Source organism: Citrobacter sp. SX206, from assembly GCF_024181025.1.
Classification (GTDB): domain Bacteria; phylum Pseudomonadota; class Gammaproteobacteria; order Enterobacterales; family Enterobacteriaceae; genus Citrobacter; species Citrobacter youngae.
On the sequence record NZ_CP049738.1, the window covers coordinates 2610089 to 2635331 of the forward strand.

At 49.5% G+C, this 25243-nt stretch carries 27 protein-coding genes and 1 pseudogene; 15 read left to right on the forward strand and 13 right to left on the reverse strand.

From position 1 onward, the window contains the following. Positions 1-22 precede the first annotated feature (22 nt). Complete coding sequence (locus tag G8S19_RS12790) at positions 23-1099, reverse strand: zinc-binding dehydrogenase (RefSeq protein ID WP_101741742.1); 1077 nt, start codon at positions 1097-1099, stop codon at positions 23-25. A gap of 296 nt (positions 1100-1395) precedes the next feature. On the opposite strand from G8S19_RS12790, the gene G8S19_RS12795 reads away from it, so the two are divergent. Next, positions 1396-2649: a glycoside hydrolase family 18 protein gene (locus tag G8S19_RS12795; protein WP_116360183.1), complete on the forward strand. Its 1254-nt coding sequence runs from the start codon at positions 1396-1398 to the stop codon at positions 2647-2649. Between the two features lie 94 nt (positions 2650-2743). Further along, positions 2744-3088, forward strand: a complete 345-nt coding sequence (gene yajD / locus G8S19_RS12800; RefSeq protein ID WP_003030690.1) for an HNH nuclease YajD — start codon at positions 2744-2746, stop codon at positions 3086-3088. A 44-nt stretch (positions 3089-3132) separates the two neighbouring features. On the opposite strand, the gene G8S19_RS12805 is transcribed toward yajD, so the two are convergent. Both G8S19_RS12805 and msrB read right to left on the reverse strand, forming a co-directional pair. Beyond that, positions 3133-3408 (reverse strand): YeaC family protein, encoded by a 276-nt coding sequence (locus G8S19_RS12805; RefSeq protein ID WP_048211919.1) that lies wholly within the window; start codon positions 3406-3408, stop codon positions 3133-3135. A gap of 42 nt (positions 3409-3450) precedes the next feature. Then, positions 3451-3864, reverse strand: coding sequence for a peptide-methionine (R)-S-oxide reductase MsrB (msrB, locus tag G8S19_RS12810; RefSeq protein WP_061067757.1), 414 nt, complete (start codon positions 3862-3864; stop codon positions 3451-3453). 341 nt (positions 3865-4205) lie between these two features. Between msrB and gapA the strand changes: the two genes are divergently transcribed. Beyond that, positions 4206-5201, forward strand: a complete 996-nt coding sequence (gene gapA, locus G8S19_RS12815; RefSeq protein WP_003030697.1) for a glyceraldehyde-3-phosphate dehydrogenase — start codon at positions 4206-4208, stop codon at positions 5199-5201. Between the two features lie 83 nt (positions 5202-5284). After that, entirely contained in the window at positions 5285-6169 is an 885-nt protein-coding gene (locus G8S19_RS12820; protein WP_124021667.1) for a D-hexose-6-phosphate mutarotase, read from the forward strand. 98 nt (positions 6170-6267) lie between these two features. On the opposite strand, the gene G8S19_RS12825 is transcribed toward G8S19_RS12820, so the two are convergent. From G8S19_RS12825 to G8S19_RS12840, 4 genes are all read right to left on the reverse strand, one after another. Continuing rightward, positions 6268-7122, reverse strand: a complete 855-nt coding sequence (locus tag G8S19_RS12825) for an aldo/keto reductase (RefSeq protein ID WP_253685267.1) — start codon at positions 7120-7122, stop codon at positions 6268-6270. 177 nt (positions 7123-7299) lie between these two features. Continuing rightward, positions 7300-7650 carry a hypothetical protein gene (locus tag G8S19_RS12830; RefSeq protein WP_124021665.1) on the reverse strand — a complete coding sequence of 117 codons (351 nt, stop codon included), beginning with the start codon at positions 7648-7650 and terminating at the stop codon, positions 7300-7302. Positions 7651-7660: 10 nt separating this feature from the next. Further along, positions 7661-7903, reverse strand: a complete 243-nt coding sequence (locus G8S19_RS12835) for a hypothetical protein (RefSeq protein ID WP_124021664.1) — start codon at positions 7901-7903, stop codon at positions 7661-7663. 579 nt (positions 7904-8482) lie between these two features. After that, positions 8483-9229, reverse strand: coding sequence for a MipA/OmpV family protein (locus G8S19_RS12840; RefSeq protein WP_048212595.1), 747 nt, complete (start codon positions 9227-9229; stop codon positions 8483-8485). A gap of 433 nt (positions 9230-9662) precedes the next feature. Between G8S19_RS12840 and yeaG the strand changes: the two genes are divergently transcribed. Next, positions 9663-11597: a protein kinase YeaG gene (yeaG, locus tag G8S19_RS12845; protein WP_005120355.1), complete on the forward strand. Its 1935-nt coding sequence runs from the start codon at positions 9663-9665 to the stop codon at positions 11595-11597. Between the two features lie 121 nt (positions 11598-11718). Continuing rightward, entirely contained in the window at positions 11719-13002 is a 1284-nt protein-coding gene (locus G8S19_RS12850) for a YeaH/YhbH family protein (RefSeq protein WP_101741747.1), read from the forward strand. Between the two features lie 65 nt (positions 13003-13067). Here the strand turns inward: G8S19_RS12850 and G8S19_RS12855 are convergent, their stop codons facing one another. Continuing rightward, a complete protein-coding gene (locus G8S19_RS12855) occupies positions 13068-13838 on the reverse strand; it encodes a class I SAM-dependent methyltransferase (RefSeq protein ID WP_048211927.1) in 771 nt (256 codons plus the stop codon). 165 nt (positions 13839-14003) lie between these two features. On the opposite strand from G8S19_RS12855, the gene dgcJ reads away from it, so the two are divergent. The 3 genes from dgcJ (at position 14004) to G8S19_RS12870 (ending at position 16626) form a co-directional block, all read left to right on the forward strand. Then, the gene (gene dgcJ, locus G8S19_RS12860) at positions 14004-15494 is read left to right on the forward strand and encodes a diguanylate cyclase DgcJ (protein WP_253685269.1); all 1491 of its coding nucleotides are present in this window, start codon (positions 14004-14006) and stop codon (positions 15492-15494) included. A 43-nt stretch (positions 15495-15537) separates the two neighbouring features. After that, a complete protein-coding gene (locus G8S19_RS12865; protein WP_048211929.1) occupies positions 15538-16041 on the forward strand; it encodes a YbaK/prolyl-tRNA synthetase associated domain-containing protein in 504 nt (167 codons plus the stop codon). A 138-nt stretch (positions 16042-16179) separates the two neighbouring features. Next, a complete protein-coding gene (locus G8S19_RS12870; protein WP_042308914.1) occupies positions 16180-16626 on the forward strand; it encodes a DUF441 domain-containing protein in 447 nt (148 codons plus the stop codon). Here G8S19_RS12870 and G8S19_RS12875 read toward each other — a convergent pair. Beyond that, positions 16609-17401 (reverse strand): annotated as a pseudogene (locus tag G8S19_RS12875) (helix-turn-helix transcriptional regulator); the annotation flags it as partial. The gene G8S19_RS12870 and the pseudogene G8S19_RS12875 overlap by 18 nt on opposite strands. Before the next feature lie 99 nt (positions 17402-17500). Between G8S19_RS12875 and G8S19_RS12880 the strand changes: the two are divergent. Continuing rightward, on the forward strand, positions 17501-18688 hold the full coding sequence (locus tag G8S19_RS12880) for a CynX/NimT family MFS transporter (RefSeq protein ID WP_253685271.1): 1188 nt from the start codon (positions 17501-17503) through the stop codon (positions 18686-18688). 36 nt (positions 18689-18724) lie between these two features. Here the strand turns inward: G8S19_RS12880 and G8S19_RS12885 are convergent, their stop codons facing one another. After that, positions 18725-19432 (reverse strand): CTP synthase, encoded by a 708-nt coding sequence (locus tag G8S19_RS12885; RefSeq protein ID WP_253685273.1) that lies wholly within the window; start codon positions 19430-19432, stop codon positions 18725-18727. A gap of 185 nt (positions 19433-19617) precedes the next feature. Between G8S19_RS12885 and G8S19_RS12890 the strand changes: the two genes are divergently transcribed. Next, on the forward strand, positions 19618-19965 hold the full coding sequence (locus G8S19_RS12890) for a DUF488 domain-containing protein (protein WP_061067749.1): 348 nt from the start codon (positions 19618-19620) through the stop codon (positions 19963-19965). 7 nt (positions 19966-19972) lie between these two features. Here G8S19_RS12890 and G8S19_RS12895 read toward each other — a convergent pair whose 3' ends face one another. Then, a complete protein-coding gene (locus G8S19_RS12895) occupies positions 19973-20221 on the reverse strand; it encodes a DUF333 domain-containing protein (protein WP_005120367.1) in 249 nt (82 codons plus the stop codon). Between the two features lie 186 nt (positions 20222-20407). Between G8S19_RS12895 and G8S19_RS12900 the strand changes: the two genes are divergently transcribed. Genes G8S19_RS12900 through yoaJ form a run of 3 tightly spaced genes read left to right on the forward strand, consistent with a single transcriptional unit; the run spans position 20408 to position 21656 of the window. Beyond that, a complete protein-coding gene (locus G8S19_RS12900; protein ID WP_121584525.1) occupies positions 20408-21433 on the forward strand; it encodes a sensor domain-containing diguanylate cyclase in 1026 nt (341 codons plus the stop codon). Between the two features lie 47 nt (positions 21434-21480). Further along, positions 21481-21579: a YoaK family small membrane protein gene (locus G8S19_RS12905; RefSeq protein ID WP_086523648.1), complete on the forward strand. Its 99-nt coding sequence runs from the start codon at positions 21481-21483 to the stop codon at positions 21577-21579. A gap of 2 nt (positions 21580-21581) precedes the next feature. Next, complete coding sequence (yoaJ, locus tag G8S19_RS12910; RefSeq protein WP_099530266.1) at positions 21582-21656, forward strand: protein YoaJ; 75 nt, start codon at positions 21582-21584, stop codon at positions 21654-21656. Positions 21657-21705: 49 nt separating this feature from the next. On the opposite strand, the gene G8S19_RS12915 is transcribed toward yoaJ, so the two are convergent. Beyond that, on the reverse strand, positions 21706-21954 hold the full coding sequence (locus tag G8S19_RS12915; protein ID WP_005120370.1) for a GlsB/YeaQ/YmgE family stress response membrane protein: 249 nt from the start codon (positions 21952-21954) through the stop codon (positions 21706-21708). Positions 21955-22314: 360 nt separating this feature from the next. Between G8S19_RS12915 and fdhF the strand changes: the two genes are divergently transcribed. Next, a complete protein-coding gene (gene fdhF / locus G8S19_RS12920) occupies positions 22315-24462 on the forward strand; it encodes a formate dehydrogenase subunit alpha (protein WP_048212596.1) in 2148 nt (715 codons plus the stop codon). Positions 24463-24514: 52 nt separating this feature from the next. Here the strand turns inward: fdhF and G8S19_RS12925 are convergent, their stop codons facing one another. Continuing rightward, positions 24515-25159, reverse strand: a complete 645-nt coding sequence (locus G8S19_RS12925) for a hypothetical protein (RefSeq protein WP_061068820.1) — start codon at positions 25157-25159, stop codon at positions 24515-24517. Positions 25160-25243 lie beyond the last annotated feature (84 nt).

The following is a 25243-nucleotide window of genomic DNA, read 5'->3' on the forward strand; positions in this document are numbered from 1 at the left end:
AACCTTCCTTTAATAAATGGAGTTATTCATCAAAGTCGTAGGTCATGATGACCTTAATCGCAGTCTTATCGACCATCGCGTCAAAACCTTCTCGCCATTGCGATAAGCCGATACGGTGAGTGATCATCGGTTTGACTTTTATCGCACCGCTAGCGAGCAGGCGAATAGCATTGCGCCAGGAAGTGGAATCGTAGGCCATATGACCAATGATGCTTTTATTCCACGCAGTGATGTCGTTAATAGAAAAATCGAGAGGTTTAAAGCCCATGCCCACGCGAACGACTTCACCATTCGGGCGCAACATTTCGATCGATTGTTTAAGGGCGATATTGGCGCCGGAGCATTCGATAACCAGTCCCAGGTTGTCTTTACCGCAGATTTCCTGGCAGCGCGCAACCACATCTTCGGTCGAACCGTTGACGACAGCCGTGGCCCCCATTTCTTTGGCTATCGGGAAACGCACTGCGACATCGTCTTCCAGCCCGACCATCACGATATTAACGGCCCCCATAATGCGCGCCATTTGTACCGAAAAAAGTCCCAGCGGGCCGGTACCAAAAACCACTACATCCTGACCCGGAAGAAATTTGGATTGCTGAGCGATAGATTTGTAGGCATTGCAGATGGGGTCGAGTACAGCCGCCTCTTCATAATCAACGCCTGTTGGGATTTCCCACAGCGCATGACGGTGAATTTTGAGGATCTCCCCAGGAACCAGACAATATTTCGAAAACCCACCTCCCCAGGTATTGTTATCCAGACCTAAATTCACTTTTTCTGTACAACAAAGAAAATCACCTTGTTCGCAAGCCGGACAAACGCCACAGACGTGCCCGCTGTTGTCAGAAACCACTCGCTGACCGATTTTCCAGTCCTTAACTTTGTCGCCAACGCGGACAATTTTACCGGCGAACTCATGGCCGCGGATGGAGTTAAATTGATCAGATCCGCTATCAACATTGTAGTGTTTCATGTCCGCGCCGCAGATAGCCGCCGCTTTGATTTCAATCACTACGTCATCCGGGCCGCATACCGGTTCCGGGACATCAATCATTTTGTAGCCGCCAAAGGCCTTGCCAAATCTTGCCAGTGCTTTCATTGAATTTTCCTTTGTGTTTAGTTTTGCATCACCTGGCATCATACTTATCCATATAATTTTTGAGGTCAACACAAAATCTTTAAAACACAGATTATGATCTGCATTTCACAACTTAGATCACAAATAAGTGCCAGATTGAATCGAAAGCCAACGGCACATTGCAGCCGCTTGGCTAAAATGCCGTGAACCCCTTCGCATTTTTTCTGTTATGAAACTGTTAACCTGCAAGTGCTGTTTTTTTCGCCACGCCATTTCCGTGGCGTGTTTGCTTGTTTAAATGTCAAAGAGGAACACCGATGAAACTTTTGCCTTTGTTGGCAGCATTACCCCTGCTCTGCGCGAGCGTTGTTTCCGCCAGTTCGCTGATGTCTGTTGGCTACTTCAATGGCGGTGGTGACGTCACCGCGGGTCCTGGTGGCGATATCAATAAACTGGATGTTCGCCAGATAACCCATCTCAACTATTCATTTGGCCTTGTCTATAACAATGAAAAAGACGAGACCAATGACGCCTTAAAAGATGCCAGCAAGCTCCATCAAATTTGGCTTTCACAGAAAGTGCAGGATGATTTGCTGAAAATTCCACAGCTGCGTAAACAGAATCCGAACCTGAAAGTTCTGCTTTCCGTCGGCGGCTGGGGCGCACGCGGATTCTCTGGGGCTGCCGCAACGAAAGAATCGCGCGCGGTGTTTATTCAGTCTGCGCAGGAGATAATTGCGAAATATGGACTGGATGGCATCGACCTTGACTGGGAATATCCGGTCAACGGCGCCTGGGGACTGGTTGAAAGCCAGCCAGCCGACCGCGCGAACTTTACCGCGCTGTTAACAGAGCTGCGTGCCGCGTTGGGTCATAAAAAACTGCTAACCATCGCCGTGGGTGCGAATGCGGAAAGTCCGAAAAGCTGGGTGGATGTGAAAGCCATTGCGCCATCGCTCGATTACATCAACCTGATGACCTATGACATGGCCTACGGTACTCAGTATTTCAACTCGAATCTGTACGATTCGACACAGTGGCCAACGGTCGCCGCAGCGGATAGGTACAGCGCCAATTTTGTCGTCGACAACTACCTTGCCGCTGGTCTAAAAGCGAGTCAGATGAACCTGGGCATCGGTTTTTATGGACGCGTACCAAAACGCGCCGTTGAGCCAGGTATTGACTGGAGCAAACCTGACGCGCAGAAAAATCCTGTTACCCAGCCCTATTTCGAGCCTGCGCAAATTGAGTTGTTCAAATCACTGGGCGTCGATCTGAGCAAAGATACCTATGTGAAGTACAACGATATTGTGGCGAAGTTGATCAACGATCCGCAAAAACGCTTTAGCCAACATTGGGATGATGAAGCAAAAGTGCCGTGGCTCTCGGTGCAGTCTGCAGATGGAAAAGCACTTTTTGCCCTCTCTTATGAAAACCCGCGCTCGGTAGCGATCAAGGCTGACTACATCAAGAGCAAAGGATTGGGAGGTGCCATGTTCTGGGAATACGGTGCAGATGACCAAAACCAGTTGGCGAAGCAGTTAGCCGATTCGTTAGGCATCAAACACTGATCCCAACGCCTGACACAATAGGTTATGATTAGCCCATTCTGCTGCGCCAGCCTTTGGCGCAGCTCTTCATTTTCTACTGGAGGCATGCGCTTTTATGGCTTTTATCCCTAAAAATTACGCCCGTCTGGAAGTCGGATACCGGGAAAAGGCGCTAAAGCTCTTCCCCTGGGTTTGTGGACGTTGTTCCCGTGAGTTCGTGTATTCAAATTTGCGCGAGCTGACGGTACATCACATCGATCACGATCACTCCAATAACCCGGAAGATGGCAGCAACTGGGAGATGTTGTGCCTGTACTGTCACGATCATGAGCATTCGAAATACACTGAGGTGGATCAGTATGGTTCCACTGTAGTGGCGGGGGAAGATGCGCAGAAAGACGTCGGCGAGGCGAAATACAATCCGTTTGCCGATCTGAAGGCGATGATGAACAAGAAATAACATCAACTGCGGGCCCGACACCGATGTTTGCCGGGCCAGGTTAATCAGGATTTAAACGTCGCAATCGGTTCGGGCGTAATCCCAAATTCCATTTTTAGCTGCTGCTTACTCTTCATCACCATCTCACCATTGGTATCGATCGTCATATGCTGTGCGTCAATATTGTTTCGCGCTTGCCATAACATCACCAGCTGTAAGCTGTTCTCTTTTTGTTCTGCCGTTAGTGCCACGCCATCCGGCCATTTTCCGAGTTCAACGGCAGTCGATAAGCGCTGATAAACTTCCGGCGTCATGCTGTTGATCATCTCATCAAGATTCATGTTAAATCCACTCTCCGTAGAATAATTTGCTGAATCGTTTCTTTAGCCCTTGGTTTGCTCGCCGTTTTCACCATCGGTGAAGTTCAAAGACGCTGAGTTAACGCAGTAACGTTCACCGGTAGGTTTCGGACCATCCGGAAAAACGTGTCCGAGGTGCGCATCACAGTTACCACAGCGAATTTCAATGCGCTGCATACCATGTGAAGTATCTTTTATGTAACGGATAGCCTCTTCACTGACGGGCTCGTAAAAGCTGGGCCAGCCGCAGCCAGAGTCATATTTTGTCTCGGAACGAAATAGCGGTTTGTCGCAGATCAGACAGTGGTAGATGCCGTCACGCTTGTTATGCAGCAAACGCCCGGTAAATGGCGGTTCTGTCCCGTGATTCTGCGTCACGTAGAACTGCATTTCGGTTAAATTTTTTTTCAGTTCTTCTGGAGAAGGTTGATTAGCCATTTGCTCACATCTCACTTTATCTAAACTCACATTGCGAGACAGATTCTAACAAAACATTAACACCGGAGTGCGAACTTTTGTTCTAAACTTGATCCTTGCGAAATGGCAGCCTGCAATTCGTGATAAGAATCACGTTTTTATCTTAATTGCCCTTTAAAATTCGGGCCGCCGACCCCATGTGGTTTCAAGCCCAAAGGAAGAGTGAGGCGAGTCAGTTGCGCAAAGCTTAGGCAGCAGATTGATTTGTCGCAATGATTGACACGATTCCGCTTGACGCTGCGTAAGGTTTTTGTAATTTTACAGGCAACCTTTTATTCACTAACAAATAGCTGGTGGAATATATGACTATCAAAGTAGGTATCAACGGTTTTGGCCGTATCGGTCGCATTGTTTTCCGTGCTGCTCAAGAACGCTCTGACATCGAGATCGTTGCAATCAACGACCTGTTAGACGCTGACTACATGGCTTACATGCTGAAATATGACTCCACTCACGGCCGTTTCAACGGTACCGTTGAAGTGAAAGACGGTCATCTGATCGTAAACGGTAAAAAAATCCGTGTTACCGCTGAACGTGATCCGGCTAACCTGAAATGGGACGAAGTTGGTGTTGACGTAGTTGCTGAAGCTACTGGCCTGTTCCTGACAGACGAAACTGCTCGTAAGCACATCACTGCTGGCGCGAAAAAAGTGGTTCTGACTGGTCCGTCCAAAGATAACACGCCGATGTTTGTTAAAGGCGCAAACTTTGACAAATATGAAGGTCAGGACATCGTTTCTAACGCTTCCTGCACCACTAACTGCCTGGCTCCGCTGGCTAAAGTTATCAACGACAACTTCGGCATCATCGAAGGTCTGATGACGACTGTTCACGCGACCACCGCTACTCAGAAAACCGTTGATGGCCCGTCTCACAAAGACTGGCGCGGCGGCCGCGGCGCATCCCAGAACATCATCCCGTCCTCTACCGGTGCTGCTAAAGCTGTAGGTAAAGTACTGCCAGAACTGAACGGCAAACTGACCGGTATGGCGTTCCGCGTTCCTACCCCGAACGTATCCGTTGTTGACCTGACCGTTCGTCTGGAAAAAGCTGCTTCTTATGAAGAAATTAAGAAAGCAATCAAAGCTGCTTCCGAAGGCCCGATGAAAGGCGTTCTGGGTTACACCGAAGACGACGTCGTATCTACCGATTTCAACGGTGAAGTTTGCACTTCCGTGTTCGATGCTAAAGCTGGTATCGCACTGAACGACAACTTCGTGAAACTGGTATCCTGGTACGACAACGAAACCGGCTACTCCAACAAAGTTCTGGACCTGATTGCTCACATCTCCAAATAAGTTGAGATGAGTATCTGATCCAAAAAGGCGACTTCGGTCGCCTTTTTTTATGACCAAAATATTTATATACCAAGGATTGCATCATGATTAACAAAATTTTCGCTCTCCCGGTCATTGAACAGCTTACCCCTGTCCTCTCCCGCCGTCAGCTTGATGAACTTGAGGTTCTTGTTATCGATCACCCACAGGTTAAAGCTTCTTTCGCGCTACAGGGCGCACATCTTCTTTCCTGGAAACCAAACGGCGAAGAGGAAGTCCTGTGGCTCAGTAACAATACCCCGTTCAAAACAGGCGTAGCGCTGCGTGGCGGCGTCCCCATTTGCTGGCCGTGGTTTGGCCCGGCGGCTCAACAGGGTTTGCCTTCGCATGGTTTTGCCCGTAACCTGCCATGGACGCTGAAAGCGCATAACGAAGACGACAATGGCGTGGTGTTGACGTTTGAACTGCAGAGCAACGCTGAAACGCGTCAGCTATGGCCACACGACTTTACCCTGCTTGCCCGCTTTAAGGTCGGTGCTACCTGTGAAATCGAACTGGAAGCCCACGGTGAGTTTGAAACCACCTCCGCACTGCATACCTACTTCAACGTGGGTGATATTGCCGCAGTGAAAGTCAGTGGTCTTGGCGATCGCCTGATCGATAAAGTGAACGATGCGAAAGAAGATGTGCTGGCTGACGGCATTCAGACCTTCCCGGACCGCACCGATCGTGTCTATCTGAATCCGGAAGCGTGCAGCGTGATTCATGATGATGCGTTGAATCGCAATATCGATGTCGTGCACCACCACCATCTGAACGTTGTCGGCTGGAACCCGGGTCCGGCGCTGTCCATTAGCATGGGCGACATGCCGGATGACGGTTACAAAACGTTTGTTTGTGTAGAAACGGCTTACGCGACCGCTCCGCAGAAAACCACCGAAGAAAAACCATCTCGCCTCGCGCAGACTATTCGTGTGGCTAAACGCTAAGACAACTCTGCGCATCATGCCGGATGCGGCTGACGCCTTATCCGGCCTACAAACCGCTCGTAGCCGTAGGCCTGATAAGCGCAGCGCCATCAGGCAAATCAGGCCATATCCAGCGCCGTTTTACCTTTTGGCGCCGGATATGCCTCATCTAACAACTTCAGTTCATCAACCGAGAGCGTGATATTCAGCGCGGCGGCATTTTGTTCGACATGCGCTACGCTTGCCGCTTTTGGAATCGCGATCACGCCCGGTTGACGAATAACCCACGCCAGCAAGATCTGGGCGGTACTGGCATCGTGTGCACGTGCAATGTCGCTAATCACCGAATGAGTGAGCAGACCACGGCGCAACCGTCCCGCCTGGGCCAGCGGACTGTATGCCATGACCGGCGTCTGCTGCTGCTGACACCACGGCAGCAAGTCATATTCAATGCCGCGCGACGCTAAATGATATAGCACCTGGTTAGTGGCGCATTGTCGTCCACCTGCAACCTGCCATAGCGCCTGCATCTCGTCATAATCGAGATTCGAAACACCCCACCGACGAATTTTCCCCTGAGCGATGAGTTTTTCCATGGCGCTGACGGTTTCTTCATAAGTAAAGTCCCCCGTCCAGTGCAGCAAATAGAGATCCAGATAGTCGGTTTTCAGCCGGCGCAGACTGCCTTCACAGGCAGCAATCGCTTTCTGGCCTCCGGCATTCCACGGATAAACTTTTGAAACCAAAAATGCACCATCGCGCCGTCCCGCTAAGGCTTCGCCAACAATCTCTTCTGCTGCACCATCAGCATACATTTCTGCCGTATCAATCAGACGCAGCCCCAGATCCAGGCCAGCCTGCAACGTCGAGACTTCATCACGACGACGGCAGGGGTTCTCCCCCATGTTCCATGTTCCCTGCCCAATAGCAGGAAGTGATACCTGTTTTGTAAACATCACTTGTTTTACTGTCATAGTTCCCCCTGAGCACATGCACCACAGTAAAGCAAAACATGGGTGATGTGTCCTGTGATGGTGCACAAATTGCACCATCCTCGTTTGGAGGGCTCGTCGTTAATCAGACACAATAAAAAACCCGGGAACAGTATTTATTTCCGGGCTCAGACAGATAACTTGTTAGCTGTACAGAGATTATTTTAAACGGCCTAAATATTTACCTTCTTTCATGGCGTTTATTTTTCCGTTCTTATACACAATAACCGAAGTCAGGCCTGCACTGTAAGTTTGCGCATCTGCATTATTTTCATCATTGGCTGCCGGGCTACCATTAATGTAGGCAATGCCATCGGTACCACGTTTAAAATCAACCCCCAGTTTATTCACATGTATAGATTTTACCATACTGGCGTTAACCGGAACATTCGCTTCACTAACCATGGTTTTATGATCATGTTGCAACTGACGACGGTAAGCCTCGCTAATAGCATGAGCAGGGACAACAGTTGATGCCACCAGCGCAGCGGTAATAATTAATTTATTCATGAGTAAAACCTTAATATTTATTGTGATTATGATGATGGCTGGAATTACAGTCATTTGTGATGTACAGGTTCTGTGCATTTTCCATAGCCTGTTTTTCCGCTGCAGCATTGATTGTAGCCTGACGATTCTGCTCAACAACGTAGCATGCATCCCGACTGACGCCCTTGTTCTCACAGTCATTCATGCGAGAGGCCTCGGTAGAACAACCCGCCAGAACCCCACCCATCACAGCTATCATGATTAATTTTTTCATTATCTATACCAGGTTTATTCTCAAAAACCTTCATCGCAGATTATATTTCTGCAAGAAAGAATTACGCTCACTATTTTCAAAGTTTGAGTAATATCTGCAATAGAATATTTAATGTCAATTTTAATTTTTTCAGATAATTACCTAAAGAATGTAAAATAAAATTAAACGTTTTGTTTTTTAGTTTTCACATGAAAGATGACTTTCATGGTTAAATTAAACGATAAAAATAGTTATCAGATATTTTCAACACGTTTTGCAAGGTTAATTGAGATCCAGGAGTAATAACAAAACAGTGCATTTTCAGTATATTGCCGTAGTAGATTTTGTTAGTCGCTAACGATGATTGGTTCTGCGACACCTGTATTTCTTACGCTGTAAGAAAATCGATATCAGACTAATTAAATAATACGTTCCTTTTTGGTAACTACACCAGGTAAAACACGTTAATTATTCGTTGCAGCATCGCATAAGGCAGAATCAGCAGAAATCGTGAATTCTCATGCTTGAGATCAACATTCATTCCCGTCAGGCATAAAAAAGCCCGCATAACGCGGGCTCATGTTCAGCATTGGAAATGCATCAGAACTTATAGGTGATACCCGTTGAGATCAGACCCGTCCAGGATTTGTCTACCATCGGGCTGTCTGTCACTTCATCAGACAAACGGGTGTAACGCGCAGTACCGTACACGCTCCAGTCGCCTAAGAAATTATAGTTGGCGCTGAGTTCAAGGTACGGATTCCAGCTGCTTTCAGGATCGTAGCTGCGTAAACCACTGCGGGACGATTCGTGGCGCGATACACCGTAGTAGTACTGGTTCTGGTTTTCACTGTTCCACTCAACACCAATCCCCGGTGTCAGCGTCAGGCCCCCGTTGGTATAACGGTACAGCCATGCCAGATCCCATACGATACCATTACTGTTATCCAGTGCGTCTCCCGCGAGGCTGGTACGCAGGAAACCATATTGTGTGTTATGCACGTAAGAAAGCCCGGCCATCATGGTGCTCTTGCGCTTATCGAGATTGCGCAGACGGCTATCGTCGCTGTCGCCCGGCTTGAAGTACAGTGGCGACCAGTACGCCATCACAGATAATTTATCTGTATTGTCATTCCACAGGTAGTAACCGCCGCCCAGACCACGGAACCAGAAGTTGTCGCTTTCATAGGTCACAACAGGGACCGGGTAAACGTCACTATCGTAGTTTTTGTAAGGGTGTTCAACCACACCAACGCCTGCGCCCAGCGTCAGGTTGCTTTCTGCTTGCGCGACGCTCGCGGACGTGGCAATAAGCACGCCAAGTGCCAGAAGTTTGAGTTTGGTCACAATCCATAATTCCTTATTCAAATGTTTAGCGACGAAAGTGTAACCGCCAATACGCTTCAGCCCAACTATTTTACGTATTACCTGCCCAATGTAACCCCCTAATTTCTCAACGAGTGATGACATTTTGCTTGCAGTACGGTGAACACCACATGAATTCAGCCCCATTTCTTTACATAACATGTGCTTTTTTTGCTGATGAGTTATTGATATGCCATTGAAATTCATTTGCGCGTACAGGCAAGTTTTGCAAATGCCATCTACGCTTAAATTTAGAAGGTGTATCACCGAATACGTTGATCTCCTGACCATCGAAATGGCATGAGAGTTGCTTATTTCTTCAGCAGCGACGTCGTTCAGTTTACCTCTTCAGGGGCCTCTACTATTCATATGAACGGCTCTTAACATGTGCTAAAAAACGAAAGGACGGCATACCATGAATATATTCGATCACTATCGCCAGCGTTATGAAGCTGCCAAGGACGAAGAGTTCACGCTGCAGGAGTTTCTTACCACTTGTCGGCAAGATCGCAGTGCTTATGCCAACGCGGCAGAGCGGCTATTAATGGCTATTGGTGAGCCTGTCATGGTTGACACTGCCCACGAACCTCGACTTTCTCGACTCTTTTCGAATCGGGTGATTGCACGTTATCCCGCTTTTGAAGAGTTTTACGGCATGGAAGACGCGATTGAACAGATTGTTTCTTATCTGAAACATGCGGCTCAGGGGCTGGAAGAGAAGAAGCAGATCCTCTATCTGCTGGGGCCTGTGGGAGGCGGGAAATCATCGCTTGCAGAGCGACTGAAATCGCTGATGCAAAGAGTGCCCATTTATGTCCTCAGCGCCAATGGTGAACGTAGCCCGGTTAACGATCATCCGTTATGCCTGTTTAATCCGCAGGAAGATGCACAGATCCTGGAAAAAGAGTATGGGGTCCCGCGTCGCTATCTCGGTACAATCATGTCGCCGTGGGCTGCGAAGCGTTTGCATGATTTCGGCGGGGACATCACTAAATTCCGCGTCGTCAAAGTCTGGCCGTCTATTCTCGAGCAAATCGCCATCGCTAAAACGGAGCCTGGTGATGAAAACAACCAGGACATTTCCGCTCTGGTCGGGAAAGTGGATATTCGTAAACTCGAACACCACGCCCAGAACGATCCTGACGCCTATGGCTACTCAGGTGCGCTGTGCCGCTCCAACCAGGGGATTATGGAATTCGTTGAGATGTTTAAAGCACCGATTAAAGTGCTGCATCCTCTGCTGACTGCCACCCAGGAAGGAAACTACAACGGGACAGAAGGTATCTCCGCCCTGCCGTTTAACGGGATTATTCTTGCCCACTCGAACGAATCTGAATGGGTAACGTTCCGTAATAACAAAAACAATGAGGCGTTCCTTGACCGTGTTTACATCGTCAAAGTGCCTTATTGCCTGCGGATCTCTGAAGAGATCAAAATTTACGAAAAACTGCTTAACCATAGTGAGCTGACCCATGCGCCTTGCGCACCGGGCACGTTGGAAACCCTCTCTCGCTTTACCATTCTTTCTCGCCTGAAAGAACCTGAGAACTCGAGCATTTACTCGAAGATGCGCGTTTACGATGGCGAAAGCCTGAAAGATACCGATCCAAAAGCGAAATCCTATCAGGAGTATCGGGATTACGCCGGGGTTGATGAGGGAATGAACGGTCTGTCCACGCGTTTCGCGTTTAAGATCCTCTCTCGCGTCTTTAACTTTGACCATGCCGAAGTGGCAGCTAACCCGGTTCATCTGTTCTACGTACTGGAGCAGCAAATCGAACGCGAGCAATTCCCGCAGGAGCAGGCTGAGCGTTATCTTGAGTTCCTGAAAGGCTATCTGATCCCGAAATATGCTGAATTCATCGGCAAAGAGATCCAGACGGCTTATCTCGAATCTTATTCCGAATACGGACAGAACATTTTTGACCGTTATGTGACCTATGCGGATTTCTGGATTCAGGATCAGGAGTATCGCGATCCAGATACCGGTCAGCTGTTCGATCGCGAGTCACTGAACTCAGAACTGGAGAAAATTGAAAAGCCGGCGGGTATCAGCAACCCGAAAGATTTCCGTAACGAGATCGTCAACTTTGTTCTGCGTGCCAGAGCGAATAACAGCGGTCGCAATCCAAACTGGACCAGTTACGAAAAACTGCGCACGGTTATTGAGAAGAAAATGTTCTCGAATACCGAAGAGTTGCTGCCGGTCATTTCGTTTAACGCTAAAACCTCGACTGACGAGCAGAAAAAGCACGACGATTTTGTCGACCGTATGATGGAAAAAGGCTATACGCGTAAACAGGTACGTTTACTGTGCGAATGGTATTTGCGCGTACGTAAATCATCTTAACATAAGTGCCCGGTGGTGCATGCGCTTACCGGGCTTGCAAAATAATGTTCCGTAGGCCGGATAGCGCCAGCGCCATCCGGCACTTACAGACATGGCGAACAGTTGGCAGTACGGGGGGCATATGACCTGGTTTATTGACCGGCGTCTTAACGGCAAGAACAAGAGCACGGTAAATCGCCAACGCTTCTTGCGCCGTTATAAATCGCAAATTAAACAGTCGATCTCCGAGGCCATTAACAAGCGTTCGGTGACCGATGTAGATAGCGGCGAATCTGTCTCTATTCCGACCGATGATATTAGCGAACCGATGTTTCATCAGGGGCGCGGTGGCCTGCGTCATCGCGTGCATCCAGGTAATGATCATTTTGTACAGAATGACCGTATCGAACGTCCGCAGGGGGGCGGCGGCGGTTCAGGTAGCGGACAAGGCCAGGCCAGTCAGGATGGCGAGGGTCAGGATGAGTTCGTCTTTCAGATATCTAAAGATGAATATCTTGATCTGCTGTTCGAAGATTTAGCGCTTCCTAATCTGAAGCAGAATCAGCAACGTCAGTTAACGGAGTTTAAAACGCACCGTGCAGGATTTACCTCCAACGGTGTGCCCGCCAATATCAGCGTGGTGCGCTCCTTGCAAAACTCACTGGCGCGTCGCACAGCAATGACGGCGGGTAAACGTCGTGAACTGCATGCGCTTGAGGCCGATCTGGAAACCATCGCCAAAAGTGAACCCGCGCAGTTGCTGGAAGAGGAAAGGTTACGCAAAGAGATTGCCGAACTACGGGCAAAAATCGAACGCGTGCCGTTTATAGATACTTTTGATTTGCGCTACAAGAATTATGAGAAACGACCCGATCCTTCCAGCCAGGCGGTGATGTTCTGTCTGATGGACGTCTCCGGCTCAATGGATCAGTCGACTAAAGATATGGCAAAACGTTTTTATATCCTGCTGTATCTGTTCCTGAGCCGCACTTACAAAAACGTGGAGGTTGTCTATATTCGCCATCATACTCAGGCGAAAGAGGTTGATGAACACGAGTTCTTCTACTCTCAGGAAACGGGGGGAACCATAGTTTCCAGCGCCCTGAAGTTAATGGATGAAGTGGTAAAAGATCGCTACAACCCTGCCCAGTGGAATATCTATGCCGCTCAGGCATCGGATGGCGATAACTGGGCAGATGATTCACCACTGTGTCATGAAATCCTGGCGAAAAAACTGCTGCCGGTGGTGAGATATTACAGCTATATCGAAATCACTCGCCGTGCGCACCAGACCTTGTGGCGTGAATACGAACATCTGCAATCAACGTTTGAAAACTTTGCGATGCAGCATATTCGCGATCAGGATGATATTTACCCGGTATTCCGCGAACTGTTCCATAAGCAAAGTACGACCAGCAATAATTAGCCTAAACAAATCAGTCAGCGCGTATATGTGCTGACTGATTTTATAAATAGTGCCTCATCCTGTTTTTATTTTCCCTTAACAGAGCAGCAGGCAATGTAGTTTAGCTGATGACGTTGCGAACGGAAGAAGCGAAACATTTTCAGGAACCGACGGCGATTTTCGTAAGTGCGTAAACCGTTAAACATAATTTTAATCGCCCCAGTAACTCCCTCATCACGAATTAATCCTCCTGGCGACATCAGCGACATAGCGCCATTCTGCTGCATGACCTGTTCAAAACCGCAGTTGAGAAATAACTCACGCCAGCCTTGTCTGGTCATCGGACTCACGTTTGATTTCACCACCTCCACAAGCTTGCCCTGCTCGCTCGCGTCCAGTCTTTGAGTGGTGAACATAATGTCGTGGGTTAACAGACGACCGCCGGGTTTCAACACGCGATAATATTCGGCAATTAATTTCGCCTTCGCTTTATCGGCATACATTGTCAGCATGGCCTCGTTAATCACCACATCGAAGCTGTTATCCGCAAAAGGAAGGGTACTGGCATTCGCAGCCATCACATGAATGTGATTTTCCAGCCCATTTGCTGCCACATTATTTCTGGCATTTGATAGCGCGGTTTTATCCATATCGATAGCGTAGACCGTACAACCAAAGCGTTGCGCTATCTCTATCGCCGTGGTGGCCATATTACAGGCCACTTCCAGCACCTGGCTGTCGGGCGCCAGCTGTGACTGGCTGAACAACCACTCTGTTGCTTCAATGCCCCCCGGACGCAGACGGGTTTTGCCCAGGCTGGCTAAGAACGTATGGCCCGCTTTTTCAGTCGTGCTCATCTGCCTGTCTCCTTTTCTATAAGTTGCATTATAAATACAACATTAAGAGTTAAAGGTGAAGAGTACGAATGTTTTTTATTACAAAATGTCCTTCCGCGTAGCGTTAGAGAGGAGCTATACCGTGTGATAGACTGAAGTATCAGACTTACAGGGCTGTAAATCATTATGAAATTGCATCATAAAGCGCTCAGGCTCTTTATCTCCGTTAGCGTAATTGTTTTGACGTCTTCTTTTTTGGTTTATGAGCTCATTGCCAGCGATAAAGCGATGAATGCGTACATGCGCTATATCAATGAGAAAGCCGACTCATCGTTTCTTTATGATAAGTATACTAATCAAAGTATTGCCGCCCATCTGATGCGCACATTTTCATCCCCTCAGGAACCCGCGTCTGTCGAACAACAAAAAGCACTTTGCAACGCTTTCGACAGCGTTAACGGCACTCATGGACTCAATCTCACAGAGCATAACTACCCGCCATTGCACGGGACGCTGCAAACCACCTCAACGAAATGTAGCGAACAACTTGAAGACATATTCCTGCTGCCCTCTTTTGATAAGGCGGTAAACGCTAATCGTGAGCAGAAAGATTACGGTCAGGGATTAGGTACGCTGGAGTATAAATTCCGATATTACGTCGACCTCAAAAATAACTACGTCTATTTCTATGACCGAATCGACTCGCGCCAATTTGCGATACATAACTGGACGTTTTTGCAAAAAGGCACCCTGGGCATCGACCAGAATGATATTGACGGTATTTTCACGGGGCGTACGGTGATCTCCAGTATTTATCTGGATAACCTGACCGGGAAAAAGGTGATGAGCTTTTTAACGCCGGTCTACTCTACCGGTAAGTTAAAAGGTGTAGTAATGGTGGATATCAACAAAGAGAATTTAAAGAATATCTTTTATACCAGCGACCGGCCTCTGGTATGGAGCTATCTTAACGTTACGCTCTCGGATACCAGCTCCGGTAAAGAGATTCTCGTTCACCAAAGTGAGACTAACCTGTTTCACTATGTTCACTACGAGAAGGACATTCCAGGCGGCATACGCATCACCTTAACGCTTGATTTAATGTACTTTATTGTCTCATCCTGGAAAATCTTCGCTTTCTATCTGCTGGCAACAATTTTGCTGTTGAATTTGGTCAGAACGCATTTTCGCTTGTATCACAACGTCACGCGCGAAAATATCAGTGACGCCATGACCGGACTCTACAATCGGAAAGTTTTAACCCCGACGCTCGAACAACGTTTGCAGCAGTTGGTCAATACGGGCACTCTCGTCACCTTTATCGCCATCGACTGCGATAAGCTGAAAGTCATCAATGATACGTTAGGGCATAAAGAAGGTGATCGGATTATCACTCATCTGGCCAAAGCCATTCAAAGTTCCATTCGCAAAAGCGACTACGCCATCCGCCTCGGCGGCGATGAGTTTTGTATCATCCTCATCGACCATCCCAGTGATTTAACGCCCCGCCTGCTGGAGAGAATTCGCTATAACTTACAAATTATTGCGCATGATATATCCATCAGCTTCTCAGCCGGGGTTTATAATATGCAGCCGAACGACACTATTGATGATGCTTACAAAGCATCTGATGCACAGCTCTATATGAACAAACAGAAAAAACGCGCCGGTGCGTGATTATTTTTCTGCAGGATTTTCATTGTTGTACCAGGAGTAAGTCATGACGGAAGTGAACAAAGGTAACGCAACGCATCAGCGTTTAATTTCGCTGTTGTCAGAGCAAGGCGCAACGTACCGCGTGGTAAGCCATGAAGCCGTCGGCAAATGTGAGGCAGTTTCTGAAATTCGTGGTACCGCGCTCGGCCAGGGAGCAAAAGCCCTGGTCTGTAAGGTCAAAGGCAACGGCGTTAATCAGCATGTGTTGGCAATTTTGCCCGCTGACCAGCAGGCCGATCTCAGTTTGTTAGCGGGTCATATTGGTGGGTTAAGAGCATCGCTTGCCAGCCCGGCGGAAGTCGATGAACTTACCGGCTGTGTATTTGGCGCGATCCCGCCGTTTAGCTTCCACCCGAATCTCAAGCTGGTCGCCGATCCGCTATTGTTTGAGCGTTTTCATGAAATTGCGTTTAATGCCGGGTTGCTGGAAAAATCTGTGATCATGGATACCGCAGATTACCTGCGTATCGCGCAACCTGAATTAATCCCTTTCCGCCGCGAACAATAACGGTCTGCGTTAGCAGTAAAAAACGTCGCATCGTGCGTTAGCCCAAAAAAAATCATAATCATTAAAAAAAGCCTGTTCCGTCACGCGTTTACGCGTACAGTAAGCAGGCTTATTTTTTCTTTTGGCAAGGAAACTACGATGTTTGATGTCACTCTGCTGATCCTGCTTGGACTGGCAGCTCTGGGCTTTGTCAGCCACAACACCACTGTCGCCGTTTCAATTCTGGTGCTGATAATCGTCCGTGTTACTCCGCTGAATACATTCTTCCCGTGGATTGAAAAGCAGGGGCTTACCGTTGGGATTATTATTCTGACCATTGGCGTCATGGCGCCGATCGCCAGCGGAACGCTGCCCCCCTCTACGCTTATTCACTCCTTTGTAAACTGGAAGTCGCTGGTCGCTATCGCCGTCGGCGTTGTTGTCTCCTGGCTTGGCGGGCGCGGCGTCACGCTGATGGGTAGCCAACCTCAACTCGTCGCCGGTTTACTGGTGGGCACGGTTCTGGGCGTGGCGCTGTTTCGCGGGGTGCCAGTGGGACCGCTCATTGCGGCAGGTCTGGTCTCGTTGATTGTTGGGAAGCAGTAGTTAATCCTGCCAGATAACGGCCTGGCGTTTGTCCCAGGCCTTTTTTGAACATGGTGATAAACGCGGTCGTTGAATCGTAACCGAGCATTTGAGCAACCTGCTGTACATTGTGCCCGTCGATCAGAGCTTGCAGCGCCAGGATCAGCTGTAGCTGGTGACGCCAGCGGCGAAAGCTTAATCCTGTTTCTTTGACAACCAGACGAGCAAGGTTACGCTCACTCATGGCAAACACGTTGGCCCACTGCCCCAGTGTTTGCCATTGTGCAGGTTCCTGCGCCATCGTTGCCACCATCTTGCGAATTTTCGGGTGATCGGATACTGGTAACTGCATTTGCTCCTGTGGCTGCTGCGGGAGTTCGTCAAACAACACCTGCGTTAACCGCTGGGTAGCTGGTTCACAGAGCTGGGCATCCGTTTTGTTCGCCAGCGCAAGAATAAGTTCCCGACATAACGGAGCGATTTTCAGCGTACAGCAACGTTCAGGCATCACGACAGCCTGCGGCTCAATAAACAGAAAACACAATTGCGCGCCCACGGTAACGTGGTTGCTGTGTGGAATTTCGCCAGGGATCCACACCGCATATTGCGGCGGCACCATCCACATGGCGTTCTCCACTTCGCAGGTAATTGCACCATGCAACGCCAGGATTAACTGACCTTTGCGGTGTTGATGCAGTGGGCTGAAAAGTTCATCTTCCTGAGCCTGAATACAAAAAGCCACGGCGGCATCGTGGTAAAGATCGGGTTGATACCCATCCAGTCTCAGCCCCAACATAAGAATGTCCTATTTTAGCGATAAACTGTCATTTTAGCTTGATTCATCCATAGTGTAAAAACGCTAAAGTATCGCCTCGCCTGACGATATGAGAAAAAAATGATTATTACACCTTCCTCCCGCGGCAAAAGCGCAGCGCTGCTGATCGCGGGGATCCTGATGATTGCCACCACACTACGCGTCACCTTTACCGGTGCAGCCCCATTGCTGGATGCCATTCGCGCCGACTACGGCCTGAGTACCGCCCAGACGGGACTTCTGACTACCCTGCCGCTGCTGGCCTTCGCGCTGGTATCCCCCCTCGCTGCCGCCGTTGCGCGCCGTTGGGGCATTGAGCGCAGCCTGTTAGCCGCCATGCTGCTGATCTGTGTGGGTATTGCTATACGTTCGCTCCCTTCATCCGGAGCCTTGTTTGGTGGGACGGCAGTCATTGGCTGTGGCATCGCACTGGGAAATGTCCTTTTGCCGGGACTCATTAAGCGTGATTTTTCACAGCATGTGGCAAAGCTTACCGGGGCGTATTCGTTAACGATGGGCGCTGCAGCAGCGCTGGGGTCGGCAATGGTCGTGCCGCTGGCGTTAAATGGATTTGGCTGGCGCGGCGCACTGATAATGTTAATGATCTTTCCGCTGCTGGCGTTATTGATCTGGTTACCTCAATGGCGCCAGACGGCCAATGCCAGCCTCAGTAATTCGCGAGCGTTGCACTCCCGCGCGATCTGGCGCTCCAGTCTCGCCTGGCAGGTCACGCTGTTTTTGGGCATCAACTCACTCATCTATTATGTCATTATCGGCTGGTTACCCGCCATTATGATCAGCCACGGCTACAGTGAGGCACAGGCGGGATCGCTGCATGGTTTGCTGCAACTGGCGACCGCAGCTCCCGGGCTACTGATCCCCCTCGTTCTGTATCGGTTTAAAGATCAGCGTACTATCGCCGCACTGGTCTCGTTAATGTGCGCTGTCGGCGCTGCAGGGTTTGCTGTTATGCCCGGGCAGGCGGCCCTGTGGACCGTGCTGTTTGGCTTTGGCTCCGGTGCCACGATGATCCTCGGTCTCACCTTTATCGGGCTACGTGCAAGCTCAGCGCACCAGGCTGCCGCGCTATCAGGCATGGCGCAATCTGTCGGATATTTGCTGGCCGCATGTGGGCCACCGGTGATGGGGAAAATTCACGATCTTAACGATAGCTGGCAGATCCCGCTGGTTGGCGTCGCACTGCTCGCTCTCATCATGGCCGTGTTTGGCGTCTGTTCAGGACGCGACAAAGAGATCGCCAGTACGTAATACACCGGGCAGGCGAATAAGCAACCTGCCCAGTTGTTATCCTCTGGCCGCGCGCAGCAGTGCCTGGACGAGCGGTACAGGCTTTCCTGCCAGTGCCCCTCGTTCATGCTGAAAAAGCGTCCCGACATAAAACGGATGTGTCACCAGTTCAATAGCGCGAACATCACCAGAGTCATCCCAGCCCGTCACTCGCAGATCGCCGCTTTCAAGCTCAGCGGCAAAAGTTTCCGACACGCCATAGTTACAGTGATATCCCTCGGTGATAACATCCCGTCCGTAGGCTCTGGCAATCAGCGTATTGGTCCGCAGCTCAATATCATCCGTTTTTTCTACCAGCGAGCAGGTCAACGGTGCTATCACCATCCGACCCGTGGTGTCCGTCTCCGCGTGGGCGGCGTCGATCCAGCCCAGCACGTTGCGGGCATACTCCAGAATGGCATGTTGAAAGCCGCCACAAGTGCCCAAAAATGGAATGCTGTTTTCGCGGGCGTAACGTATTGCCGTCAGCGCGCCTTCCTGGTGCTGGTAAGGACTGCCAGGGACCACCCAGATGGCATCATAGCCGACTAAATCTTCGCCACTACTAATATCAGATGTGGTGAGCCAGTCATAATCAGCCACTAATTCCAGAACGGCAGCAGCATCATCGATGGCAAGGGGAATAGCCTGGTGCGCCACAATATTGGGGCTGTAATCGCCCACCAGCGCAATGCGAAGCGTATCTTTAACAGGGGAAATTTCCATTAACTTTCCTTATGTCCAGACAATGAGGGACAACATAAGGAGCCTCAGCCTACCGATTTTTTGTTGTTACCACAATCCCTTAAATTGAGAGTCTATGTGGCCAAAATGCTATAATGGTCACGTTTTACGATCTTATTTAGCCGTAGTGAAGACGAGTTCAGTGGCTTAACGGAGCGGATTAAGAGATGAATATTCAGTGTAAACGCGTGTATGACCCGGCAGAAAAAAGTGATGGCTATCGTGTTCTGGTCGACAGGCTGTGGCCGCGCGGGGTGAAAAAAACCGATCTTGTTTTCAATGAATGGGATAAAGCGCTGACGCCCTCATCTGATTTACGTAAGGCATTCCACGCAGATATCATCGATTTTGCTCATTTCTCCGAGCAATACCGCGCAGAACTTGCCCAGCAACAGCAGGAAGGCAAGCGACTCGCGGACATTGCCCGGCAACAGCCGTTAACGCTGCTGTATGCAGCGAAGGATACACAGCAAAACCATGCGCTGGTTCTGGCTGAGTGGTTACGTCAATTGTGACAGCGGGTTATTTGCCCGTTGCCGGATGATCTCTGCGCCAAAGCGCCCATTCATCAATAACTTCGCCACCGGGTAGTTTGCAATCCGACCTTACGCCTTGCGGTGTCTGCACCGCAACCAGCACGCCGCCCTTTTGCTCACAATATACGGATGCCGGGTTCGCCATGCCAATTTTCGGTGGTACTGGTGCTTCAGGTGATGTGGAACACCCCGCCAGCACCAAAATGCCGGGCACAACAATAGAGGCAAGTTTCATATTCACTCCTGTTAAAAACGTTACACTGGAAGAGTACCCCGACTCCCCACCTATCTCCATGTTTTACTGACGAGTTTCAATCCCATGTCTACATTTTGACCCGGATAGCGTGTTTCATCTTTCCCTCCGATGTTCTATTATGCGGGCAATACAGGACTTATCAGCATTCTGGAGTATTTGCCTCTCATGTCAGACATGATCCTTGCCCGAGTCTCACAATCATTAGCCACAGAGCAGTCTGTTGAGAGTCTGGTTCGGCAACTTCTGGAGATGCTGGAGGTAGTGACTGAGATGGAGTCGACCTATCTTACTAAGGTCGATTTAGATGCGCGTCTGCAGCATATTCTGTATGCGCGTAATAGTAAGCAAATGCAGATCCCCGAAGGGCTGTCAGTGCCGTGGGATGAGACACTCTGCAAGCGCGCAATAGACGCAAACTGTCTGTATAGCGATAACGTTCCCGCGCGTTGGCCAGAATGTACCGCCGCACGCGCGCTGGAGATCACAACCTTTCTGAGTACTCCTGTCCACCTGCCCGATGGCACGTTCTATGGCACCCTCTGCGCCACCAGTCGTCAGCAACAACCGCTTAGTGAACGAGGTGAACAGGTACTGCATCTGTTCGCGGGCCTGATAGCGCAGTCTATTCAGAAAGAATCGCTGGTTGCTCAATTACGTGAAGCGAATGCTGCGCTGATCGCCCACTCCTACACTGACGTTCTGACCGGGCTACCTAACCGTCGGGCAATATTTGAAAATATCGAAACCCTCTTCTCGCTGGCACGCCACCTGAGGCACAAAATTATTGTCGCCTATATTGATTTAGATGATTTCAAACTGATCAACGATCGTTTTGGGCACGAAGTCGGTGACCAGTTTTTGATCCAAATTGGCCAGCGTTTACGCCGTGGATGCAGTGAGAATGATATTCTTGGTCGTCTGGGCGGTGACGAATTTTTAGTCGCCAGCCTGTCATTGGGAATCGAAATGTCGCCGTGTGTTCGTTTGCAAAGCGTGAAAAACCACTTACAGCAGCTAATTTGCGGTGACTATGACCTTGGTGATATCTGTCTGTATTACCCGGGAGCCAGTCTGGGAGTTGTAGAAATTGACCCGCTGGAGACAGACGTCAACTGTGCACTTCATCTTGCAGACAGTGCGATGTATCAGGATAAGAAACGCCAGGATAAAACCGCTTTTGTCGTACATTAAGCCCTGTTATGCTTAATCGTCTTTAAATTATTCTGGCAGATAAGCGTATGCGACTCGGTATTATTTTCCCCGTTATTATTTTCATTTCCGCTGTCGTTTTCCTGTCCTGGTTCTTTATTGGCGGCTACGCCTCACCAGGAGCATAACGATGAAAAAAACAACGCTTATTATGATTGGCGTGGCCATTATTGTCGTGCTGGGAACGGAACTGGGCTGGTGGTAATCTGAGAAAAAGGCCACTTATCAGTGGCCTTTATTGTCAGTATGTTTGCTTAGCTTTTGATTTTTCTGTAGATAAACAACACCACAATCGCACCAATAACGGCTACGACGAAACTGCCAAAGTTGAACCCATCGACTTTACCAAAACCAAAGAAGGTACTGATCCAACCGCCCACTACCGCACCAACAACCCCTAAGATAATGGTCATAAAGAATCCGCCGCCATCTTTACCCGGCATAATCCATTTTGCCAAAATCCCCGCAATAAGACCGAAAATCACCCATGAAATAATGCCCATAATATCCCTCGCTTATGTTTTTAAGTTAACGATTCACTCGTTGTATAAAAGCATAGCATAGCGCTGAAAAATTAAAATTTGTGATCAATATCACCTGTTATTTTCATCTTTTTCTGATCTTTCATAAGGTTAAACCATTCGATGGCGGCATTTGCCCTGACGTAGCTCGTCATTAATGTCGAATCGTCAGTCATTCAGGTCTACTGACTCCCCCTCAGCCCCTGCCATTGCTGGGTTTCCACTTCTGGCACACTTTATGCTTAAACAGCCTGTCACTATGACAAATCGTAGTCCGCGATGCGTATCGCGTGGCTCCGTTTACAATTCGCGCTATTTCAGCATTTAACAGGTCTGTTATTGATGAAAAAAATCACCAGTGTATGCCCTTACTGTGGGGCCGGGTGCAAGCTCAAGCTTGTTGTTGAAAATAACAAAATCATCCGCGCCGAAGCCGCAGAGGGTGTAACGAACCAAAACCAGTTATGCCTGAAAGGCTACTATGGCTGGGACTTTCTTAACGACACTCGCCTTCTTACTCCCCGTCTGACTCGTCCGATGATCCGTTATGAAAAAGGTGGGAAATTCACTCCCGTTAGCTGGGATGAAGCCATTCGTTACACCGCAAAACGCTTATCCGATATCAAAAATACCTATGGTCCTCGCGCCATCATGACCACCGGATCTTCACGTGGAACAGGGAATGAGACCAACTACGTGATGCAAAAATTCGCGCGTGGTGTTCTCCATACCAATAATGTCGATTGCTGCGCCCGTGTCTGCCATGGCCCTTCCGTTGCCGGGTTACAGGAAACGTTAGGCAATGGCGCCATGAGCAATTCCATCAGCGACATTGAAAACTCAAAATGCCTGCTGATCTTTGGTTACAACTGTGCCGACTCGCACCCGATTGTGGCTCGCCGGGTGATCAAAGCTCGCCAGAACGGGGCAAAAATCATTGTCTGCGATCCCCGCCGCATTGAAACTGCCCGAATTGCAGACCAGCATCTGCAGTTGAAAAACGGTTGTAACATGGCGCTGGTCAACGCGTTTGGCCATGTGCTTATCGAAGAGCAACTTTACGATCGCGAATATGTGCAAAAACATGCCGAAGGCCTGGAAACATACTGGGAAACCGTCAAGGATTACGCGCCTGAAGCCGTTGAACATTTAACGGGTGTTCCCGCACAGCAGGTTCGTCAGGCGATGCGTACTTTTGCCGCAGCGCCCTCGGCAACTGTGATGTGGGGAATGGGCGTCACCCAGTTTGGTCAGGCCGTTGACGTGGTTCGTGGTTTGTCGAGCCTGGCGTTGTTGACCGGCAATCTGGGACGCCCTAACGTCGGCGTTGGGCCGGTGCGTGGGCAAAATAACGTGCAGGGCGCGTGCGATATGGGGGTGCTGCCTAACCAGTTCCCAGGGTATCAGGACGTGACCGATTTCACCGTCAGGGAGAAATTCGCCAACGCCTGGGGCATTGACGTTAATCAGATGGATGACAAGGTTGGGACGCGCATCACCGAAGTTCCGCATCTGGCTATCGAAGGCAAAATTAAAGCCTACTACATCATGGGGGAAGATCCGTTGCAAACCGAGGCCGATTTAGGTCTGGTCCGCGAAGGGTTTAACGCGCTCGATTTTATTGTCGTGCAGGATATCTTCATGACCAAGACAGCGGAAATGGCCGACGTCCTCCTGCCGGCCACCTCCTGGGGCGAACACGGCGGCGTCTTTACCTGCGCCGACCGCGGATTCCAGCGGTTTGAACAGGCGATTGAACCTACGGGGGATGTCAAACGCGACTGGGAAATCATCAGTCTGCTGGCCACCGCAATGGGCTATCCGATGCAGTATCAAAGTAACCAGCAAATCTGGGATGAGATGCGCGAGCTATGCCCGCTCTTCTACGGCGTGACTTACGAAAAAATGGGTGATATGGGTCATGTACAGTGGCCATGCCCGGAACTCGATCACCCAGGTACGCCGTATCTGTATGCACACAGCCAGTTTGATACCGCCAATGGCAAAGGTAAATTGTTTGCCGCACAGTGGCGTGCTCCTGCAGAAGTACCTGATGAAAAGTACCCAATGGTATTATGCACTGTGCGCGAAGTCGGCCACTATTCGTGCCGCTCGATGACCGGCAACTGCGCAGCATTGCAGGCCCTGGCCGATGAGCCTGGGTATGTGCAAATCAATACCCATGATGCAGAAAAATTAGGTATTCGTCATCGTGACCTGGTATGGGTCAGTTCGCGTCGTGGCAAGGTTATCAGTCGGGCTGATGTCTCTGAACGCATCAATACCGGAACGGTGTATATGACCTATCAATGGTGGATTGGCGCGTGTAATGAGTTGACCCAGGATAATCTGGACCCCATCTCGAAAACCCCGGAAACCAAATATTGTGCCGTCAATATTGAGCACATTAGCGATCAGGGATGGGCTGAGAAGTATGCCGCACAAACGTATAGCGACATGAAATCACGCCTGTGCGAGGCCATTGAGTAAGTCATCGCCCAGGCCGCCTGAGTCTGACTTCCCAGACTCAGGCTTTTTCTCGTTATTTCGCCAGCTGTGGTTCACTAAAGCGAATGGCAGCTGATTCCACCTGCTTATCCCGCTGCATAAAACCGAGGTTCATCAGAAACAATCCCGCCATAAACGGGAGTTCATACAGCTCTTCAATGAGATCGCCGTACTGCGCATTGTGCAAAAAGATAGGGGCCAGCAGACGATGATGCTCTACCGTATCGGAGATCAAAAATGCACAGGTGGTGATCGCTAACAGCCATAGCGGCAGCGGTTCATTGCGTAAGCGACGGGCAATATCCTGGCGTAAGTGTTTTGATATCAGGACAGGCAAAATAATCATTGCAATCAATACCACTGAGATAGCTCTGAACAGAAGTTTAGGGTGCTCCGGAAAATAATCACGGCCCCAACTGGTACTGCGACCCAGCAACACCAACCACCACACAGCCGCCCAAAGCCAAAATTGTTTCTCGCCTTCCGGACGTGATAAAGGCCGGATGTAGCTGAGAGTAAAAAGCGCACCAAACAGCAGCCATAACGCCTGGCCATTCTCAATCCATCTGACGACAGTACCGTTGAGCAAAGGTAGATTCCAGTTCGCAGTGAACGGGATCGCTACGATGACCAGCCCAAGAATGAAAATGGGTAATGTTAGTCGGGTATTCAGTTTCATAAGCGAGGTTCTGTATTGTGACTGTTTCACGATCATAACCCCTGTGAATGATCCAACATTAGCAATCAATGCGGATTTCTTAAG